This is a genomic window from Bradyrhizobium sp. 149, from assembly GCF_023073915.1.
GTDB lineage: Bacteria > Pseudomonadota > Alphaproteobacteria > Rhizobiales > Xanthobacteraceae > Bradyrhizobium.
Window position 1 is genome coordinate 1,560,554 of sequence record NZ_JADPKK010000022.1, and the last position, 19,145, is coordinate 1,579,698.

15 protein-coding genes are annotated in these 19,145 nt (G+C 64.8%); 4 read left to right on the forward strand and 11 right to left on the reverse strand.

Annotated features, from left to right (window positions below; translation table 11 throughout):
• Positions 1 to 2: 2 nt before the first annotated feature.
• Positions 3 to 1,262, reverse strand: a complete 1,260-nt coding sequence (locus tag IVA88_RS25195; RefSeq protein WP_247499848.1) for an extracellular solute-binding protein — start codon at positions 1,260 to 1,262, stop codon at positions 3 to 5.
• A 164-nt stretch (positions 1,263 to 1,426) separates the two neighbouring features.
• Here IVA88_RS25195 and IVA88_RS25200 point away from each other — a divergent pair, with 164 nt between their 5' ends.
• Positions 1,427 to 2,185 (forward strand): SDR family NAD(P)-dependent oxidoreductase, encoded by a 759-nt coding sequence (locus tag IVA88_RS25200; protein WP_247499849.1) that lies wholly within the window; start codon positions 1,427 to 1,429, stop codon positions 2,183 to 2,185.
• 35 nt (positions 2,186 to 2,220) lie between these two features.
• Here the strand turns inward: IVA88_RS25200 and IVA88_RS25205 are convergent, their stop codons facing one another.
• Complete coding sequence (locus IVA88_RS25205) at positions 2,221 to 3,369, reverse strand: ABC transporter substrate-binding protein (protein ID WP_247499850.1); 1,149 nt, start codon at positions 3,367 to 3,369, stop codon at positions 2,221 to 2,223.
• Positions 3,370 to 4,348: 979 nt separating this feature from the next.
• On the opposite strand from IVA88_RS25205, the gene IVA88_RS25210 reads away from it, so the two are divergent.
• The 3 genes from IVA88_RS25210 to IVA88_RS25220 all read left to right on the forward strand — a co-directional run bounded on the left by IVA88_RS25210 (position 4,349) and on the right by IVA88_RS25220 (position 8,376).
• A complete protein-coding gene (locus tag IVA88_RS25210) occupies positions 4,349 to 5,413 on the forward strand; it encodes a 2-dehydropantoate 2-reductase (RefSeq protein WP_247499851.1) in 1,065 nt (354 codons plus the stop codon).
• Between the two features lie 529 nt (positions 5,414 to 5,942).
• Positions 5,943 to 6,761, forward strand: coding sequence for a YkgJ family cysteine cluster protein (locus tag IVA88_RS25215; RefSeq protein WP_247499853.1), 819 nt, complete (start codon positions 5,943 to 5,945; stop codon positions 6,759 to 6,761).
• Positions 6,762 to 6,864: 103 nt separating this feature from the next.
• A complete protein-coding gene (locus IVA88_RS25220) occupies positions 6,865 to 8,376 on the forward strand; it encodes an ATP-binding protein (protein WP_247499854.1) in 1,512 nt (503 codons plus the stop codon).
• Between the two features lie 122 nt (positions 8,377 to 8,498).
• Here the strand turns inward: IVA88_RS25220 and IVA88_RS25225 are convergent, their stop codons facing one another.
• From IVA88_RS25225 to IVA88_RS25265, 9 genes are all read right to left on the reverse strand, one after another.
• Positions 8,499 to 10,811: a TonB-dependent receptor gene (locus IVA88_RS25225; RefSeq protein ID WP_247499856.1), complete on the reverse strand. Its 2,313-nt coding sequence runs from the start codon at positions 10,809 to 10,811 to the stop codon at positions 8,499 to 8,501.
• Positions 10,792 to 11,838, reverse strand: a complete 1,047-nt coding sequence (locus IVA88_RS25230; RefSeq protein WP_247500410.1) for a HoxN/HupN/NixA family nickel/cobalt transporter — start codon at positions 11,836 to 11,838, stop codon at positions 10,792 to 10,794. The genes IVA88_RS25225 and IVA88_RS25230 overlap by 20 nt, the downstream gene beginning before the upstream one ends.
• Before the next feature lie 255 nt (positions 11,839 to 12,093).
• The gene (locus tag IVA88_RS25235; protein WP_247499858.1) at positions 12,094 to 12,834 is read right to left on the reverse strand and encodes an ABC transporter ATP-binding protein; all 741 of its coding nucleotides are present in this window, start codon (positions 12,832 to 12,834) and stop codon (positions 12,094 to 12,096) included.
• The gene (locus IVA88_RS25240; RefSeq protein WP_247499859.1) at positions 12,831 to 13,673 is read right to left on the reverse strand and encodes an ABC transporter ATP-binding protein; all 843 of its coding nucleotides are present in this window, start codon (positions 13,671 to 13,673) and stop codon (positions 12,831 to 12,833) included. Before IVA88_RS25240 ends, IVA88_RS25235 begins: the two co-directional genes overlap by 4 nt.
• Positions 13,673 to 15,496, reverse strand: coding sequence for an ABC transporter permease (locus IVA88_RS25245; protein WP_247499860.1), 1,824 nt, complete (start codon positions 15,494 to 15,496; stop codon positions 13,673 to 13,675). Before IVA88_RS25245 ends, IVA88_RS25240 begins: the two co-directional genes overlap by 1 nt.
• Before the next feature lie 13 nt (positions 15,497 to 15,509).
• Positions 15,510 to 16,667: an ABC transporter substrate-binding protein gene (locus IVA88_RS25250; protein WP_247499861.1), complete on the reverse strand. Its 1,158-nt coding sequence runs from the start codon at positions 16,665 to 16,667 to the stop codon at positions 15,510 to 15,512.
• 59 nt (positions 16,668 to 16,726) lie between these two features.
• Positions 16,727 to 17,311: an alkylhydroperoxidase domain protein gene (locus IVA88_RS25255; protein WP_247499862.1), complete on the reverse strand. Its 585-nt coding sequence runs from the start codon at positions 17,309 to 17,311 to the stop codon at positions 16,727 to 16,729.
• A 13-nt stretch (positions 17,312 to 17,324) separates the two neighbouring features.
• The gene (locus tag IVA88_RS25260; RefSeq protein ID WP_247500411.1) at positions 17,325 to 17,951 is read right to left on the reverse strand and encodes a CMD domain protein; all 627 of its coding nucleotides are present in this window, start codon (positions 17,949 to 17,951) and stop codon (positions 17,325 to 17,327) included.
• Positions 17,952 to 17,998: 47 nt separating this feature from the next.
• Positions 17,999 to 19,033, reverse strand: a complete 1,035-nt coding sequence (locus tag IVA88_RS25265) for a putative FMN-dependent luciferase-like monooxygenase (protein WP_247499863.1) — start codon at positions 19,031 to 19,033, stop codon at positions 17,999 to 18,001.
• Positions 19,034 to 19,145: the final 112 nt, after the last annotated feature.

The window sequence follows — 19,145 nt, forward strand, 5'->3', positions numbered from 1 at the left end:
CGTCAGTTACCCTGCTTCCACGCGGCCTCGATCGCCCTGGCGGCGTCTTGCGGGCTCATGCTGCCGCCGGCGATCTCGGCGGTGACGTCGTTGACGACGCGGCCGACCGACGGACCCAGGCTCTGGTCATAGAAGTTCTGGTGGTAGTTCGACTTCGCCAGATTGGCCGCGATCAGTTTCATGAAGGCGTTGTTGAGGCCCGCGTCCGCGCCCTGCACCACCGGGATAATGAAGTTGCCCGCGGCAAGCCGCGTCTGCACCTCCTTGGAGACGAAGTATTTCAGGAAATCGACAGCCTCCTTCGGCGAGCCCTTCGTAATCAGCCAACCGGTGATGCCGCCGAGCGTATCGGTCGGCGCGCCCTTGCCGCCGGTCACGACCGGGAAGTCGAACCAGCACATCTTGTCTTCGTTCAATCCGACTTTGTCGGCGGCAAGGGCGCGCTGCAAATGATAGACCGTGCTGATCGCGAGCGTCATCGCCGCCTTGCCGTCGCCGAAATAGCCGACGGCCTGCGGATTCTTGAAACCAAGGAAGCCGTTCTGGAATGGCTGCAGATCCACGAGTTGCTTGAACAGCTCGCCGGATTTCTGGAAGGTTTCCCCTGCGAACCCGCCGTCCTGGCCGCGCAGCGCCGCATCGAACGCCGCCTTGCCGCCGATGCGGACCGCAAGATGCGTCCAGTAGAAGTGCAGCGGCCATTTGTCGGCGCCACCGACCACGATCGGGGTCACACCGGCGGCTTTCAACGTCTTCACCGCAGCAAGCAGATCGTCCCAACTCTTGATCCCGGCAGGATCGACCTTCGCCTTGGCCATCAGCTCCTTGTTGCAGAGGAAGCCAACCTGCGAGAGCGCCGTGGGCAGACCATAAACGCGGCCGTTGCTGGTGAAGGCCGCGAGCGCCGCCGGTGTGAGGCTGTCGCTGTAACCCTTCACAGAGTCGGTGATGTCGTCGAGCACGCCGGCCTCGATCTGCGTCTTCAGGACACCGCCGGCCCAGCTGTAGATGATGTTGGGACGGTCCCTGGATTGCAGGATGGTCGGCAGCTTGGCCTTGTAGGCCTCGTTCTCGAGGAACTGCATCTCGACCTTGACGCCCGGATGCGACCCCTCATAGGCGCGTGCGACTTCCTCCCAGATCTTCACCTGGGCCGGATTGGCCTCGATGTGCAGCCACTTTACCGTCGTTTCGGCCGCGGCGAGTTTCGCTCCAAGCAGGCATGCGACAACGGCGAGTCCCAGTTTCCCGAGCAGTCTCATCACATCCTCCCGACGGCTCTTATTCTTTGGTTGCAATCCTGCGCTCGATTTTTGAGGTACGCAACTAAAATTCTGACCTATGCACCTCACGAGAGGAGTAGCTAAGGTTGGCGGGAGAGTCGGGCGGCGCGTCGCGCTGCCCCAACGCAAATCGAGGGATACCCATGGCCGCCATCTATTCCGACCTCGCCGGCAAGGTCGTTCTCGTCACCGGGGGCGCAGCTGGAATTGGTGCTGCGATCGTGCGGCGATTTGCACAGCAGAAATCCAAAGTCGTGTTCTTCGACATCAAGGCCGATGAGGGCCAACATCTGGCGAGCGAGCTGTCGGATCAAGGTCTCAGCGCGCATTTCATGCGTGTCGACCTGACCGATATCGCCGCGTTACGCGCCGGCGTCGCGGAGGCGCGTAACGCGCACGGCGCCATCAACATCCTCGTCAACAACGCCGCACATGACGAGCGGCACAAGACCGAGGAGATGACGCCGGAGTACTGGGACGGCCGCATCGCGGTCAACCTGAAGCACCAGTTCTTTGCTGCGCAGGCCGTATTGCCGGACATGAAGGCGGCGAACGCCGGCGCCATCATCAATTTCGGTTCGGTGTCGTGGATCGCCGGACAAGGCGGCATGGCCGCCTACACCGCCAGCAAATCGGGGGTGATCGGTCTTACACGCTCCCTGGCGCGCGATTACGGCTCCTACAATATCCGCGTGAACGCGATAGCGCCGGGATGGATCATGACCGAGCGCCAGCTCGAGAAATGGATGACGCCACAGGGCGAAGTCGAGCTGATGCAACGACAATGCCTGAAACGCAAGCTCTTGCCGGACGAGGTCGCGAAGTTCACCGTCTTCCTCGCTTCCGACGAGGCCTCCGCCTGCACAGCCCAGCACTACATCGTCGATGGCGGCTGGGTCTGAAGCTGACCGGACCAGATCGTGCATTTGGCACGCCGCTACTTTGCCAGACGGAATTTCCCGCCTTCGACCTTGATCAGAAAGGCCGAGCGTTCATCGTAGCCGTTGTGATCGGCCTTGCTCATGTTCGACAGCCCATTGTTGAGATAGATGTTCTGCCCACGCTCGAGTGCGTCCCGCAGCGCCGCGCGGAATTCGATTGTGCCAGGCTTTGCCATCTTCAGCGCATCCGGCGCAGCTTTTCCGATCAGCGCGACGACATCCCAGAGGTGAGCAGCGAACATGTTGGGCTTTTGCCCGTTCGCCGCTTCATACGCGGTCACGAACTCCTCCGTCGAGCGACGGAATGGATCTCCCGTGGGAAGATCGGCGGCAATGGTGAAAGCCTCACCCGCAAATATGGCACCTTCGACGTTCGCGCCACCGAGCTTGATGAACTCCTCACTGGCCACGCCGTGTGTTTGAAATATCTTCCCGGCGTATCCGCGCTCGCGGAGCGCCTGCTGCGGCAAGACCGCCGGAGTTCCCGCGGAAGCAATGAAGACGGCATCGGGATTGGTCGACATCACCTTCAGCGCCTGACCGGTGACGCTGGTGTCGGCTCGCGCGTAGACCTCATGTGTGGTCACGGTCAGCCCCAGCGCGGGGGCGAGGCGGCTCACCTCCTTGTAGTAGCCTTCGCCGTACCCATCTGAAACGCCGATGTAGCCGAGCGTCTTCACGCCCGATTTCGCAATATGCTTGAGGATGGCGGCCGCCATGAGGTCATCATTGGGAACGACCTTGAAGGCCCAGGCGCGCTTCTCATCCATCGGTTGAACTATGGCGGTAGCGGCAGCGAGCGAGAGCAGCGGCGTCTTCGCTTCGAGCGCAACATCCAGCATCGGCATGGTCACCGGGGTCAGAGAGGAGCCGACCAGCACGTCGACCTTGTCCTGGATCACGAGCCGGCGTGCGTTCTGGACCCCTTTGGTCGAATCCGACTCGTCGTCCAGGACGATATAGGTGACCTTCTCTCCACCGACCTCTTTCGGAAGAGCTGCAACCGCCTTGAGTTGCGGCTGCCCCAGCGCGGATCCCGGGCCGCTTGCCGAAATCACAATGCCAACTTTGATTTCCGCGTTAGCAGTATTTCCACAAAGGACGCATGCCATAAAAAGCGAGGCTCGCGCGAAACCGATCTTCATGTCGTGTCCTCCTTGTGGCACGGTCGCTCCCCAGAAGGACGTCGTCCGACATACGCGCTCCTCCTGGTCCCGAGCAACCGGGCAGACCACCCTAAGCGGATCGCAGGGACACGTCTGTCCCTAGCGTTAGGGACAAGGCACCGGCGCCCGAGTGGACGCACGGCCGCATTCTCGCGGCGCATTTCGCCCGAGCTTTGCTTCATCGCTTCACCCTCTTGTCCGAGAGGGCGCAGGGAAGGCCGGGTGCCGGCTGGCACCCGCGGTCCGCTGCGCGAAAAGCACACGCAGGAAAACCGCACAGCAGCATACAGGTGTAGCCAATCACTCGGCCTTCCCTGCGCAGTGGCTTTACGGCTTATGCCGTGCTCTCCCGGGAGCCGAGTTCGTTCTGGCCTCCCTCGCCCTCGCGAAAGTCACGGACACCGCGCCGGTTGACGCGAATGCCGCTCCGCAAGAGCTTGACCGTAGCAACGACGGCCAGGACCACACGGTTTTGCCGTACGCACGGCCCGCCATTTCACCACCGGTTTCGACGACTTTGTGCACGTTGCCGTCGACCTGGTGACGAGACGAACCTGACAGCGCCGTCCGTCCGCGCGACGCCTTGGGCTCACGGAGAGCAATCCGCCCTGCCCTTAGCCTCGCGCCCGACGCTGCCGCGTCCACCGCAAGCCCGGCTCGCATATCGTGACGACGTACGATCGCCCCTCTTGGGTGAGCCGGGATGGGCGACACATACGCCGTTTCCGAATTTCGGTAAAGCGGAATATATTTGCGTGCGCGGATTGACAGAGGGGCGACACAGGCGCGGTCGCGTAGTCTGGACGGAGTGCAAGTGTAATCCGGCCACGGATATCCACCTGGCCTTGCATGCATTATACCAGTTGCCATCCCCACGCACTTTGCCTTACATGCCGCCAAACTCGCCCGCGGATGACCGCCGGGGCTCAAGAATCGCAAATTGTCGAAGGGACGAGACATGGCGCGTAACATCCTGATTCTCGGGGCTTCTTACGGCTCCCTGCTGGGCACGAAGCTGCTGATGGCGGGGCACAACGTGACCCTGGTCTGCCGCGCCAAGACGGCGGAGCTGATCAACCGCGAGGGGACCGAGGTGCGCATCAAATTGCGCGACGAGGCGGTTCACCGGGCCATCTTCTCGCGCAACCTGCCCGGCAAGCTCGACGCCGTGACGCCGGCCAATGTGGACTTGTCCCGTTACGACATGGTCGGCCTTGCGATGCAGGAGCCGCAATACACCAACCACACGGTGCGCGTTCTCATGGTGAGGATCGCCACGGCGAAGCTGCCGTGCCTGTCGATCATGAACATGCCGCCGCTGCCCTATCTGAAGCGGATCCCTTCGCTTGCAGACATGGATCTCGAGGAAGCCTACACCAATGCACAGGTGTGGGAGCGCTTCGAGCCCGGACTGGTGACCCTGTGCTCGCCCGACCCGCAGGCGTTCCGTCCGCCGGAAGAGGCCGCGAACGTGCTTCACGTCGGCCTACCGACGAACTTCAAGGCATCGGTCTTCGCCGACGACAAGCACAACAAGGTGCTGCGCGAGCTCGAAGCCGACATCGACGCGGTGACCCTCGACGGCCATGACGTTCCGGTGAAGCTCAAAGTTTTCGATTCTCTTTTCGTGCCGCTGGCGAAATGGTCGATGCTGCTGACCGGCAACTACCGCTGCATCACGCCACACGAGCCGCAGTCGATCCGCGACGCCGTGCACGGTGATCTCGCGCGCTCGCAGACGATCTACGACCATGTCGACGCGATCGCCCGCCGTCTCGGCGCCGATCCGCAGGACCAGGTGCCGTTCGCGAAATACGCCAAGGCAGCCGAAAGCCTGCTCAAGCCGTCATCGGCCGCGCGCGCCGTGGCGAGCGGCGCGCCCTTCATCGAGCGCGTCGACCTGCTGGTGAAGCTGATCTCGCATCAGCTCGGCGTGCCCAATGCAGAGATCGACCGCACGGTCGAGACCGTGGACCTCAAGCTCAACGAGAAGATCGTGCAGGGCGGATCGGGCGCGCAGTAACGGGTCGCTTCCCATTGCTATCGAACGCGTCGGCGTTCACGCGTCGAGGACACCAGGGTTGAGGTCGCGCAGTGTCACCACGCCCTGCCCGTAGATCATCTCGCGCGGCACTGTTCCCGGTGTGACACAAACTCAACAGGAGTGATCGCGAGTCGTTGATCACGCGATCGTGTCGCTTCCAGTTCGCTCCCGCTCTCACCCGCAAACATCACCTGTGGGTGGACTAAAGGCATGTTGCCCATCATGTCTCGAGGTGACGCAGCGCGAAAATGTGGCATTTCCGCTCGAACTGAACCAAAGCGCACAGAATTCTTCTTCGCCGCGCGCTCAAACGAGGTCGCACGCTTCGGGCGTGATCCTTCATTTGCGCAAGCGCTGCATGCGCATGCGGCAGGCTCATCGTCTTGTCTCGCGAACATTGCTGAGCAATATAGCTTTGCAAGTCTGCTGTCTTTTACGGCGTTTCCAGACACGGTTTGCAGTCCCTGCGTTCGGGATCCTGGCGAGAACAAGCGACGAAAAACAAGTCATGGACCAGGCGATGCTGAGCGTCGTCCGCGCAATAGAGGCAGGCGCGACGACGATGAAGGGCGTGATCGACGCCACCGGACTATCCCGTCTCAGAATCGAACGTGCATTGAACGCCCTGGAAAAGCAGAAGCTGCTGGTCCGCGACGGCCAGGGTTTTCGTGGAACCCGCCCGACGAAGACAGCCCCGCCCGCCCGGCAATGCGGATCGTGCAATGCCTGCTGCGATATCCTGGAGGTGGCCGGCGTCGACAAGCCGGTGAATCAGCTGTGCAGCCATTGGCAGGCCGGCACGGGTTGCACCATCTACGAGCGCCGTCCCCAGATGTGCCGCTCATTCGTCTGCGCCTGGCTGCAAGGCCATCTCGACGACGACTGGTTTCCCGCGAATGCGGGCATCATCGTGCATTTCAGTCAGGACGCCGTGAATGTGACGGTCGACGACGATTGCCGCGATCGCTGGCGCGAGGAGCCCTATTTCAGCAAGCTCGCCGAATGGTCGCTGAACGGCATCAGGCGAATCGGAAACCGCGGCTACGCGACCCTCGTCGTCTCCGGCGCCGACCGGTTCCTGCTGCTCGGGCGCACCGTCGTTCCGCAGCCGACGCTGTTCGGCACCGCGTTCCTGCCGCTCACCGCCGACACGTTCCGGTTCTGGCGGGCGAAATCGCCGGAGCACTTGCAGCGTCTGCACGAGCGCATCGCCGAGATCGAGCGGATCAGGCAGGAATTCGGCTCCTGCGCCATTCCCTCGAATGAGGACGACGATCCGCAAGCCCCCTATCGGCCTGCACTTCTGCGGTTGTCGCATCACGCCTGAACTGCGCCGTGGGCAACGGGCCATCATTCGCGCCGTGGCGCTCGACGCGCCCCGGCCGGGTTGATAAGCCCCTGTCCGCGAATGATGGGGACTTGAGTCGGGCATGACGGTTGCGATCGAGATGGGGCAGACCATTGCGGGCGCCGTGGCGGCCATGGACCTCGAGGAACTGCTGGCGACCCGCCTCCTGGTGCAGGGCAATTCCGGGTCTGGCAAATCACATCTGCTGCGGCGGCTGCTGGAACAGAGCGCGCCCTGGGTGCAACAGGCCATCATCGATCCCGAAGGCGATTTCGTCACGCTGGCGGAGCATTTCGGCCATCTCGTGATCGAGGCAGAAGATCACACCGAGCGCGGCCTTCAGGTCGCCGGCGAGCGCGCGCGGCTGCACCGCGTCTCCACCGTGCTCAATCTCGAAGGCCTCGACGCAGAAAACCAGATGCGCCGCGCCGCGGCCTTCCTCGGTGGGCTCTTTGACGTGGACCGGGACCATTGGTACCCGATGTTGGTGGTCGTCGACGAGGCGCAGCTGTTTGCGCCTGCGGTCGCGGGCGAAGTCTCGGACGAAGCGCGAAAACTTTCGCTCGGCGCGATGACCAATCTGATGTGCCGCGGCCGCAAGCGCGGGCTTGCCGGGATCATCGCGACCCAGCGGCTGGCCAAGCTTGCCAAGAACGTCGCGGCGGAAGCGTCCAACTTCCTGATGGGCCGGACCTTCCTCGACATCGACATGGCGCGCGCAGCCGACCTGCTCGGCATGGAGCGGCGGCAGGCCGAATCCTTTCGCGATCTCGAACGCGGACAATTCATGGCGCTCGGCCCCGCGTTGTCGCGACGCCCCCTGCGTTTGAATATCGGCGCGACCGAAACCCAGCCGCGCAATTCCACGCCGCGACTGCTGCCGATGCCTGAAGCCACACTCGAGGATATGCGCGCCGTGATCCTGGCCGCGCCGCCGCCAGATGCCAGCCGGCCGCAGCGCCGGCCCGCGCCTGATCTGCTCGAGCAGCTCCGCGCTGCGAAGGCCGCGGCACCGGAGATCGGCCCCGAACTGATCGAGGTCCCGGTCAGTGCCGAGGAGCTCGCAGAGCGGCGCGAGCGCGTGGATCGAACCCTTCGTGCCGTGCTCGCCGCGCCCGATGCCGGTTTCCGCGCGGTCGGCGTGCTCTACCAGGAGTTCCTGGTTCGCTGCCGCATCGAGGGGCTCGGCTCGGCCGTGCCCGACCTCAACGAATTCCGCCGCATGCTGACACGCGCACGCGCCGGGCTCGGCGCCGAGCATGCCGAGGACGACGCCTGGCAGGACGTGTCGCTGCGCGCGTCGATCCTGCCCGACGACATGCAGGGCGTGTTCATGATGATCGCGCGCGCGGCGAAAGAAGGCTGGCCGTGTCCCGGCGACGCCGCCATCGCCCGCGCCTACGGCTCGCACTCGCTGCGCCGGGCGCAGCGCCTGCTCGGCTACATGGAAGAACAGGGCCTGATCGTCTGTCAGCTTGATGGCGCCGGCCGCAGGTTCGTGACGCTGGTGGAGCTGGCCTGGGCCACCGCGCCCGGCGATCCCAATGCCGACGATCTGCCGGCGGAGCAGGTTCAGAGCGCGGCTTCGGCTTGAACTTCATTGCCGCCACGAAACATGCCGTCATGCCCGGGCTTGTCCCAGGCATCCACGTTCTCCATCGCGCGTGGCAAGGCGTGGATGGCCGGGACAAGCCCGGGCATGACGATGCGGAAGCCTCAGAACGTCCCCGCCACCGTCACACGAACCGTAAGCGGTTCGACCGGATGCAGCACGGTGTCCATCACGCCGTTCTGGCAGACCGCCGTCGGCGCGGTGCCGGACGTGCAGAGATGATACAGCGTGTCGGTCTTGAGCAGCGAACCATAGGCGTAGGCGATCTGGTTCGCCTGCGTGTTGAAGAGATTGAGCACGTCGAGCTGCAGGCGCCAGCCATTGTCGGTGCGATAACCGAGGCGGCCGTTGAAGATGCTGGTCGCAGACGAGCGGAACGCATTGTCTTCCGTCAGCGGGCTCGACGCCAGATAGCGCCAGCGCAAGCCGCCGAACCATCCGGTCTTCTCGCCGAGCGTCATGCCGGCTGATGCCACCATCGCCGGCGCATTCGGAATGTAGTTGCCGGGCGCGTTGCCGATCTGCGCCTCGGGATAGCCGGCGAGCGAGGCGTAGAGCCCTGCCTGATTGCTGTCAGTGCCGCGGAAGCGCGCGTGCGTCATCGCAAGATCGGCGTCGATATCGATCCACGATCTCGGGCGGTAATGGTTGGTCCACTCAAAGCCGTAGCGACGGCTGGCGCGGGTCGCCGCCGTGTCGCCGGCATCGCCGGAAAACAGGATCTCGGAATCCTGGTCCAGGATAAAGAGGCTGAGCGAGGCGTCGAGGCCGGGTACGATCCTGCTGCGAACGCCGACCTCCGCGCCTCTGGTGCGCACCAGCAGCGGCGACGGCCTGAGTCTCGTGGCGGAATCACCGGGGTCCTCGGTCGTGGTCGCGCCGCGGGCGTCGTTCGAGTGCATACCGAAGCCGGCGCCGAGGAAGAATTCGGTCTGGTTGAACGGACCAAGCACCATCCTGAATTTCGGGCTGCCGAGCGCGGCATCGGCGCGGCCGGAATTGTTTTGGTTGAACAGGGATGTGACATCGGCGGCATAATAGTCGCCGCGCAAGCCCACACTGGTCCTCAGCCAGTCGGTCCAGCGCACGGTGTTTTCGGCGAAGACGCCAATACTGCCCTCCCCGACCTTGTCGCTGCGGACGCTCGAGAGGAAACTGCGCTGGAACGTGTTGGTGAGCGCAAGATCGATCGAATCATGTCGCGATTGCAGGCCAATCGTGGTCTGCATCGGCAGCCCCGCAAGCGAGCCGTTCAGCGTGCGCGAGATGTTGGCACCGGCCATCAGGCGGTCGTCGTGCTGGTGGAACTGGTCGCCGAGCACGGCATCGCCAAGGAAATAGGTGAAGTTGTTGAAGAGGTCGAGCTGGCTCTTCACGACATAAGCGTTGGCTTTCCACGATCCGATATCGTCACTCTGCGCCACGCGGGCCGAGAGCGCGAAGCGGTTGGTGTTGCCGCCGTCGCTTGGATCTTCCGAGCCGAAGCGGTCGAGCAGGCCGCTCGCGATCGCACGCTGCGGCACCTGGTCGGTCGAATTCCATTTGTTCACGTAGGCCATGCCGGTGACGGACACGCCATCCGTCGCGGTGCCCTGGCTGTAGCGCACGAGCCCGTTGAGCTTGCGGACATTGTCCGGATTATCCCACGGGCCATTATAGGTGCCAATCTCGCCGGCCACGAGTAGCGAGCCGTCCCCGACCTTCGCCGAGTCGACGCCGAGCAGGCGGCGATGACCAAAGCTGCCCGCGGTCACCTGCGCGAGACTCTTGGTGCGGTCGATCAGGCCGATGTGAACGCTGCCGACCGAGGCGAAATCGCCCTCGTCGGCGAAATACGGCCCCTTGCGCACGTCCATCGCGGCAATGGTTTCTGGGATCAGCCAGTTCAGGTCCGCATAGCCCTGGCCATGCGCATGGGTGCGCATGTTGACCGGCACGCCGTCGACGGTGATGGCGAGATCGGTGCCGTGGTCAAGATTGTAGCCGCGCAGAAAATACTGGTTCGCTTTGCCTTCGCCGGAATGCTGGGTCACGATCAGCCCCGGCACGGCTTCGAGCGCCTCGCCCGGCCGTGTGAAAGGGCGCGCGTTGATGTCGTCGCCGGAGACGGTGATCTCGCTCGCCATGCCGGGCGGACCTTTTGTGCCGGAGGCGACGCTGCGCGCATCGGACGCTCGCGTTGCTGTCGGATCAACAACGATGCGGCCGTTGGACTGGACCGGTTTGCTGGCGCGTCGCGCTACGGCCGGTTTCTTGTGAGGTTTCGTCTCGCCGCCACTGACCTGGACGGGCGGCAGCTCGCGCGAAGTGCCCGCGTTCTGCGCGAACGCGTCGCCGCCATCTGCGAGCAGCACCATGGCCGAGAGTGCCGTCAGCGCGCCGCGGCGTCGGCCGGGCTCAGACCGCCTCGGTGGCATCGGCGCATTCGAGCCCTTTTGGCGCGGCTCCGTGGCCGAGCGCAAACATGCGCCGATAGAGCACGACCGAGACGAGCCATGCGATCGCGAACAGCGCGATCACGGCGAAGCCGACATTGGCGAGCGAATCATTGAGTGCGTCGACCAGCGCCCACACGCCGCCGGAGAGACCAAGGCGATCCGCGATCAGCCCGAGCGCCTCGATGCCGCCGATCAACAGCGCCACGGCCACTGAAGCCCCTGTCATCGTGAGATTGTACCAGAGCTTTCGCAGCGGATCGACGAAGGCCCAGCGATAGGCGCTCACCATCAGCGCGGAGTCGGCAGTGTCGACCAGAGCCATGCCGGACGCGAACAGCGCGGGGAAGACCAGGACGTCGGCAAACGAAGTGCCGCGCGCGGCTTCGCCGGCGGAGATGCTGAGCAGGCTGATTTCGGTTGCGGTGTCGAAGCCGAGACCGAACAGGAAGCCGAGCGGATACATGTGCCAGGGTCTTGTCACCAGGCGGAACATCGGGCCGAGCAGCCGCGCCAGCAGGCTGCGATTAGCAAGCAGGGCATCGAGGCTCTTCGCGTCGTGAAGCCCCCGCTCCCGTGCCGCGCGAAACGTCCGCCACAGGCCGGCGAAGATGACGAGATTAATGGCCGCGATCACCAGCAGGACCAGCGCCGAGATCGACGTGCCGATGAAGCCGCCGATCTCCTTGAGCAGGCTCTCGCCACCAATACTTGCGCCACCAAGGCTCACGATCCCGAGCGCGAGCAGCATGGTCGCGACCACGACGATGGTGGAATGGCCGAGCGCGAAATAGAGACCGACGCTGCGCGGCGCGCCGCCTGCCTGCATCTGCTTGCGCACGACATTATCGATGGCGGCGATGTGGTCGGCGTCGACGGCGTGGCGCAGGCCGAACACCCAGGCGAGCAGCGCGGTCGCCATCACCGTCGGCCGGTCACCGAACACCGCGAAGGCCCAAGCCCACGCCGCGATGTTGGCCGCGATCAGCCCACCGAACAGCAGCACCATTCCGGGCTCGACCGCCCGCAAAGACCATCTCGTCACGCTAATCATTCCGTCCGCTGCACGCCCATCGCAGGAGGTATGATCTTTTCATAAGATGGTCATACTGACCAGTCCCGGCTACGGCCTGATGACGGCATATGCGAATTTGCAGGTCGTCATGCCCGGGCATCCACGCTCTTCGGTTCGAGGGTCAAGACGTGGATGGCCGGGTCAAGCCCCGCCATGACGACGTGGAAGCACCGGAGGGCTCCATTGCAACTACGCGGCCTCCGAGCCGCCGAGATAGGCATCGCGGATGCGGGGATCGTCCTTCAGCGCACGGGCGGGGCCGGAGAGAACGATCTTGCCGGTCTGGAGCACATAGGCCTCGTGCGCGATCTCGAGCGCGAGGCTGGCGTTCTGCTCGACCATGAAGACCGACACGCCCTCCTGGTTGATGGTGCGGATCAGCTCCAGCACGCGATCGACATAAAGCGGCGACAGGCCCATCGTCGGCTCGTCCATCACGATCATCCTGGGACGGCTCATCAGCGCGCGCGCCATCGCGACCATCTGCTGCTCGCCGCCGGAGAGCGAGCCGGCGCGCTGCGACAGCCGCTGGCCGAGCTTCGGGAACAACGTCAGCATCTTGTCGAGATCCTGCGCGATCGCCTCGCGGTCGTTGCGCACGAAGGCGCCCATCAGGATGTTTTCGCGCACGCTCATGTCCGCGAACAGCCGCCGCGCTTCCGGCACCGAGGCGATGCCGCGGCGGACGATCTGCGGCGTGGTCAGCCCAATCAGCGAGGCACCGTCGAACGTCACCTCGCCCGAGCGCGGCTTGACCAGGCCCAAAATGATCTTCATCGTCGTCGATTTGCCGCTGGCGTTGCCGCCGAGCAGGCAGACGATGTGGCCGCGGGGAACACTGATCGACAGGTCGAAATGCACCTGGGCCTGGCCGTAGAAGCTATTGACGTTGGTTAGCGCGAGCAGCGCATCGGAAGCCAGATTCGTCATGCCGCGCTCTCCTGCTCCTTCGTCAGGCCGTGGCCGAGATAGGCCTCGATCACCTTGGGATCCTTGCGCACCGCTTCGCCCGGGCCTTCGGCGATCTTCTTGCCTTCGTCCATGACGATGACGCGGTCGGAGAGACGCATCACCATTTCGAGCTTATGCTCGATCAGCAGGATCGTCAGCCCTTCGGCTTTCAGCTCGGCGACGAGCCCCTGCATCTCCGCGGTTTCGGTCGGGTTCATGCCGGCGGTCGGCTCGTCGAGCAGCAGCAGACGAGGCTTCAGCGCGAGCGCACGCGCGATCTCGACGCGGCGGCGGTTGGCGTAAGAGAGGCTGTAGGCCGGCTGGTCAATGCGCGGCAGCAGCCGCTCGCCGAAGCGCGCGAGAATGACCTTCACCTCCTCGCGCAGCCGCTCCTCCTCGGCCTTGACGCTGGCCGGGCGCAGCAGCGCCAACCCCAATTCCAGCAGCGGGCCGATCAGCGGCACGGCCGGCTTGACCGCACGCAGCCGGGTGTGGGCACCGATCAGGACGTTGTCCATGACGCTGAGGTTGCCGAACACGCGGCCAAGCTGGAACGTGCGCGCGATGCCTGCGGCGGCGAGCCGCTCCGGCGAGAAACCCGTGATGTCCTGACCTTCGAAGCGAACTATCCCGGCGTCCGGCCGATCAAGCCCGGTCACGAGATTGAACAGCGTCGTCTTGCCGGCCCCGTTCGGGCCGATGATGCTGATCAGCTCGCCCCTGGCGAGATCGAGATCGATGGCATCGACGGCGGTGAGGCCGCCGAAGCGCCGCGTCAGCCCGCGCAGGGACAGCATGGTCGTATGCTGCTCCGCCATCAGATCGTCCCCAACAGGCCCTGCGGCCTGAACCGCACGAGCAGCAGCAGCACGATGCCGTAGATCAGGATGCGATACTCCGCCGCGATCCGGAAGACTTCCGGCAGGCCGACCAGCGCGACTGCCCCAAGAATCGCGCCGACGACATTGCCGAGCCCGCCGAGGATCACGACCGTCAGCGCCAAAATGGATTGCTGCGTGTTGAAGGTCTCATGGTTGATGTAGGAATAGAGATGCGCGGCGATGCCGCCGCTGACGCCAGCCGCAAAGCCGCCGAAGATGAAAGCCAGCGATTTGTAGCGGTTCAAGCTAAGTCCATAGGCGCGCGCGGCGACATCGTCGTCGCGGATGGCGCGAAAGCTGCGGCCGAGATGCGAGCCGAGCAGGCGTCCCTGCAGCAGCGCCAGCACGACCATCACGATGAAGCTGAACCAGTAGATCGAGATCGGGCTGATCAATTCATAGCCAAACAGCGATAGCGGCGGGATGCCGGAGATGCCGATCGGCCCTCGCGTGACGCTCTCCCAATTCAGGATCACCAGCGAGACGATCTCGCCGATCGCCAGCGTTGCGATCGACACGTAGTGCCCGCGTAGCCGGAACGACGGTGAGATCAGCGCCGTGCCGAGCGCGGCGCTCATCAGGCCGCCGCCGATGATGGCCAAGCCAACCGGGGCGGAGAAGGTCAGCGACAGCAGCGCGGAGGTGTAGGCGCCGATCGCGAGCAGCGCTGCGTGTCCGAGCGAGACCTGGCCGATTGTACCTGCAACCAGCGTGAGGCTCAGCGCGAGCATGCCGAGCAGCCAGGCGTTGATCAGGGTCTGGAGCACGTAGAAGGACACCGGGAAAAACGGCAAGACCGCGAAGAGGCCCGCAGCGACAAGCAGTGCCCAGCGCGGGATGCGAACAGGGCGGCTCGGCGCAATGAATGTGCCGGTGAGCGGCTCGGGCGGCGCCTGCCGTGCGCTCGCGAACAGGCCGTTCGGGCGCAGCACGAGCACCACGACCAGCAGCAGGAACGCGAACAGATTACGATAGCTGGTGCCGAACACGGCGACGCCGTAGCTCTCGACCAGTCCGAGCAGCAGGCTGCCGATCACCGCGCCGGGCACATTGCCGGCGCCGCCCACGACTTCGGCAACGACGCCCTTGAGCGTCGCCTGCAGGCTCATCGCGGTGTCGATCTGGTTGTAGTACATGCCGACCAGCAGGCCGGAGACGCCGCCGAGCGCAGCCGCAATGCCGAACACGGCCTGATTGACGCGGTTGACGTCGACGCCCATCTGCATCGCGGCGTCGCGGTCCTGCGCGGTGGCACGCACCGCCCAGCCCAGCTTGCTGTAGCGCAGAAACACGAACAGCAGCAGCGCGCTGGCGAGACCGACACCGGCGATGAGCAGATCGAGCGGACCGATCGTGCCGCCGCCGATCTGGAAACGGATATCCGGCAACTGGCTCGGCAGCGCGCGCGGATTGGGCGAGACGGTCAGCATCACGAGCTGATCGAGCACGAAGCTGATCCCGATCGTCGCCAGCAGCGGCGCGATGCGCACCGAGTTCTGCAGCGGGCGCAGGCCGAACCGCTCGATGATCAAGCCGACCAGCGCCGAGGCCACGGCGACGACGATGATGGTGACCGGCAGCGGCGTATGCAGCTGCACCACCGCGACCCAGCCGATATAGGCGCCGACGAGGTAGATCGAGCCTTGGGCAAAGTTGATCAGTCGGCTGACGCCGAAGATCAGCGCGAGCCCGACCGCAACCAAGGCGTAGACGTTACCGACGATCAGCCCGTTGATCGTGTAGTCGAGCCAGGAAGACACGCAGGAGATCCCTTCAGGTCGGTTTGCCGTCCCACAGCGCGAACTGGCCCTTGCGCACCACGAGTTCGGCGTTCATGGCGCCCTTGACGCGGCGGCTCTCGACGTCGAACGTCGCCTGCCCGAAGATCACGCTCGAGACGTCCTTCACTTTCGCGAAGGCGTCGCGAATGGCGCGCCGGTCGGTGCCGCCGATTCTCACGACGGCCGCTGCCATGTTCATCGCGTCATAGGAATAGGCGTTGAACGCGTCGGGCTCCTGCCCGTTGTATTTCTTCTTGAAGCCGGCGATGAATTTCTGCACCTCGGGGCGCGGGTCTTCGGGGAAGTAGCGCGTGCCGAGATGCACGTCCTCGACCGCTTCGCCGCCCAGTTCCAGGAATTTTGGCGAGTAGACCGAGCTTGCGGCGCAGATCGTCTGTTTCAAGCCGACCTGGCGCGCCTGGCGCGCGATCAGCGCACCGTCGGAATAGTATGAGATCAGGATCAGCCCGTCCGGACTGGCGTCACGCACGCGCACCAGGGTAGAGCGGAAATCACGCTCCTCGGCGATGTAGCCCTCGGTCACCGCGACCTCGGCGCCGTACTCCTTCGCGGCCTTGACGAAATGATCGCGGCTGGTGCGGCCCCAATCGGTGTTGAGGTGCAGCACCGCGAGCTTCTTCAGGCCGAGACGCTTCACGGCATAGGCCGCCAGCAGCGGCTGCTCGTCCGCCTGGCTGACCGAGGTGCTCCACATGAAGTCGCCGCCCTTGGTGAAGTCGGGATGCGAATTGGTGAAGCCGAACTGCACCAGCCCGCCGCGCTGATAGATCGGCGAGGCCGCCATCGAGGCGGGACTCGAGAAGTCGCCGAGCTCCATGACGATCCGGGGATCGGAGACGAATTTCTGTGCGATCGCCACCGACTGGCGCGGGTCGCTCTGGCTGTCTTCGAATTGGTAGGCGAGCTTGCGGCCGTTGATGCCGCCCGCGGCCTGGATCTCGTCGAGCGCGAGATCAAAGCCCTGCTTCCACTGCGTGCCATATTGCGCGTTCGGCCCGGTCAGCGGACCGCTGACGCCAAGCAGGATCGGCTCTGATGATTGCGCAAACGCAGCGCGCGAGAAGGCTGCTCCCGCCATCATGGCGGAAAGCGAGGCCTTGACCAGGGTGCGACGATCGATGTTGCTCATGCACGGCTCCATCCACTTAATGTTGAAAAAACCAGCAATTTCCATGCCGGTGAGATTGCCTATTTCGAGGGCTCGCCGAGCGACAGCATCAGCCGGTTCGCCCAGTTGAAGAACGACGCGCCGTTGATGACGTCGACGATCTCGGCGTCGTCGAGACCGGCACGGCGCAGCTCATCAATATTGTCAGGGCCGAACGCGATCGGCGTCGCGGCGAGTGCCACCGAGGCCTTGACGACCGCATTCCAGCGCTCGCCGAGATCGGCGCCAACGCCTTCATCGAGCAGGCGCTGCACGTCGTCGCGGCGCTTGGAATAGGTGCTGGCGAAACGCGCGTGTACGGAGGCGCAGTAAATACAGCCGTTGTAGCGTGAGGTCGCAGCCGCCGCGAGTTCGCGCTCGGCGCGCGGCAGGCCGTCGGCGACGTTGTAGAAGATGTCCTTGTCGGTCTTGGTGCGGGCTTCCAGCACCTCGGGGTCGCGCACCAGCAGGCGGAAATATTCGGACTTGGAACGGGAACGATCGACGAGGCCGGCGAAATGCCGCTCGGTCAGCTCGGCTTCGGGCAGCGGATCGATCCAGGACACCCAGCCCAGTTCGTCCTGGGTGAAGACGACGGGCGGATTGACATTGCTTGCAGCGCTCATGATGCAGCCCTCCTTACGTGCCGGCCGCGGCGTTCGCGGTGCGCCCGAGCGAGGCTCCGAGCACGCGCAGTCCGGTGACGGTGCGCACCTGGAACGACAGGAACGCGACGAGCTGAGAGAACGTGACGATGCCGGTGTTCGACCAGCCTGCGGCCAGCAGCGCCTTCATGTCGGCCGCTGCCGCATCGCGCGGGCGGAAGACAAGCAGATGCGCATGCTCGAGCGCCGCCACGAGCCGGTCCCCGAGATCGGGCTTGCGCTCCGCGCTGACGCGATAGATCAGGCCGGCCTTGTTCTCGACCGACAGGGGGCCGGCTGGAAAGGCACCGTAGGGGCCTGAGGTCTCGCCGCGCGCGATCTCGGCATCGACCGCTTCGACCAGGCGCGCGCCGTCGGCGGTCGCCGCGAGCTTCGCCCGATAGAAGCCCGCCATTGTGGGCTCGCGGTGAAGACCGATCACGAAGAGCGCGACGGCCGCGCGCTCCGCCAGCGCGAAATCACCGGCGTCGATCGGCTCGAACAGCGAGAGATAGCTCTTCTGCGCGTTGTCGCGCGCCTGCAGGCGGCGCCCGCGAATGGCGTCCAAGGATGAGCCCGGTTCGATCCCGGCCAGCGTGTCGATGATATCCTTCGTATCCATCATTTAGCCTCTTGCAGCCTCGTGCAACGCGATTCCGTTCGTTCCGATTAGCCCGCCAGCGCCACATCGGGCGCCGTCCGCGTCCAGCCCAGCGCCGGCGCCACCTTCTCCGCGACCAGCTCGATCGAACGCAGGATATGGGGATGCGGGGCATCGACCGAATGCGCCTGGAAAACGAGATCCGTCACCCGCTCCAGCGTGGCGTCGCTGCGCAGTGAAGCGATGACGTCATCGGCCGCGCCGACATGGGTATCGAACGCCGCAATCATCGCCTCGAGCGTCTCCCCCGGCTTGGCATGGCCGCCCTTGAGGAATTGCGGCAGCGCGCGCCGCAGCCCGATATCGGCGAGGCGCATCGCTTCAGCCCTGTCGTCGGCGACGAAGACGGTGCGCGAGGCCATGATGCGGGGCTCGCGTCCCGGCGGCAGCGCTTCGAGATAGGCATCGATGACCGGATTCTGAATCTCGGCCAGCGTTGCCTTCGGGGCTTCCTTGGTCCGAGGCTGGGTGCGCGACAGCAACAGGCCATCGCCCGCCTTGCCGGCACGCGCGCCGCCCGCGACAGAGAACGTCGCCTGCCAGATCCGGTTGTCCAATTGGGGGCGCTGCGGATAGAGCGTATCGCCGCCGTCAAGCGGCTTGCCGACCAGCGCCGTGCGGACGACGGCCAGATTGCGCGCAAAGATCTCGTTGCGCTGGGCGCTGTCGAGGCCGAAGGCGGCAAAGGCCGAGGGATTGCCGCCGGTGCCGACACCGAGCTCGAAGCGGCCGTTGCAGAGCAGATCGAGCACCGCAGCGTCCTCCGCCACCCGCACCGCGTTCTCCAGCGGCAAGGTGACGATGCCGGTGCCGAGCCTGATGCGCGAGGTTTGGGCTGCGACGTAACCGAGGAAGGTGAAGGGCGACGGCAGGCCGCCTTCACGCTCGTGGAAATGATGCTGCGCGATCCACGCGGAGTCGAGGCCCGCCTTCTCGGCGCGCACGATCTGCTCGGCCGCGAAGCGATATCGATCGGCGGGCGGCGCCTCGTCGAGAAGCCGCGTGAAAAACCCCAGGCGTTTCAGGTTTGCTAAGCGTTTCATACGACCCCTGTCGGGCGAGGATGGGCCCCGATGATGTCGATTGGCGCAGCTCCAGACAAGCGGCCATTGCGCAAGGCTGCTCGCCGGGATCGCCCCGGAGCTGGACTTTGGC

Coding starts and splice junctions, on each gene's coding strand:
- IVA88_RS25195 (WP_247499848.1), bottom strand. CDS start 1,262: ATGAGACTGCTCGGGAAACTGGGACTCGCCGTTGTCGCATGCCTGCTT.
- IVA88_RS25200 (WP_247499849.1), top strand. CDS start 1,427: ATGGCCGCCATCTATTCCGACCTCGCCGGCAAGGTCGTTCTCGTCACC.
- IVA88_RS25205 (WP_247499850.1), bottom strand. CDS start 3,369: ATGAAGATCGGTTTCGCGCGAGCCTCGCTTTTTATGGCATGCGTCCTT.
- IVA88_RS25210 (WP_247499851.1), top strand. CDS start 4,349: ATGGCGCGTAACATCCTGATTCTCGGGGCTTCTTACGGCTCCCTGCTG.
- IVA88_RS25215 (WP_247499853.1), top strand. CDS start 5,943: ATGGACCAGGCGATGCTGAGCGTCGTCCGCGCAATAGAGGCAGGCGCG.
- IVA88_RS25220 (WP_247499854.1), top strand. CDS start 6,865: ATGACGGTTGCGATCGAGATGGGGCAGACCATTGCGGGCGCCGTGGCG.
- IVA88_RS25225 (WP_247499856.1), bottom strand. CDS start 10,811: ATGCCACCGAGGCGGTCTGAGCCCGGCCGACGCCGCGGCGCGCTGACG.
- IVA88_RS25230 (WP_247500410.1), bottom strand. CDS start 11,838: ATGGTGCTGCTGTTCGGTGGGCTGATCGCGGCCAACATCGCGGCGTGG.
- IVA88_RS25235 (WP_247499858.1), bottom strand. CDS start 12,834: ATGACGAATCTGGCTTCCGATGCGCTGCTCGCGCTAACCAACGTCAAT.
- IVA88_RS25240 (WP_247499859.1), bottom strand. CDS start 13,673: ATGGCGGAGCAGCATACGACCATGCTGTCCCTGCGCGGGCTGACGCGG.
- IVA88_RS25250 (WP_247499861.1), bottom strand. CDS start 16,667: ATGAGCAACATCGATCGTCGCACCCTGGTCAAGGCCTCGCTTTCCGCC.
- IVA88_RS25255 (WP_247499862.1), bottom strand. CDS start 17,311: ATGAGCGCTGCAAGCAATGTCAATCCGCCCGTCGTCTTCACCCAGGAC.
- IVA88_RS25260 (WP_247500411.1), bottom strand. CDS start 17,951: ATGGATACGAAGGATATCATCGACACGCTGGCCGGGATCGAACCGGGC.
- IVA88_RS25265 (WP_247499863.1), bottom strand. CDS start 19,033: ATGAAACGCTTAGCAAACCTGAAACGCCTGGGGTTTTTCACGCGGCTT.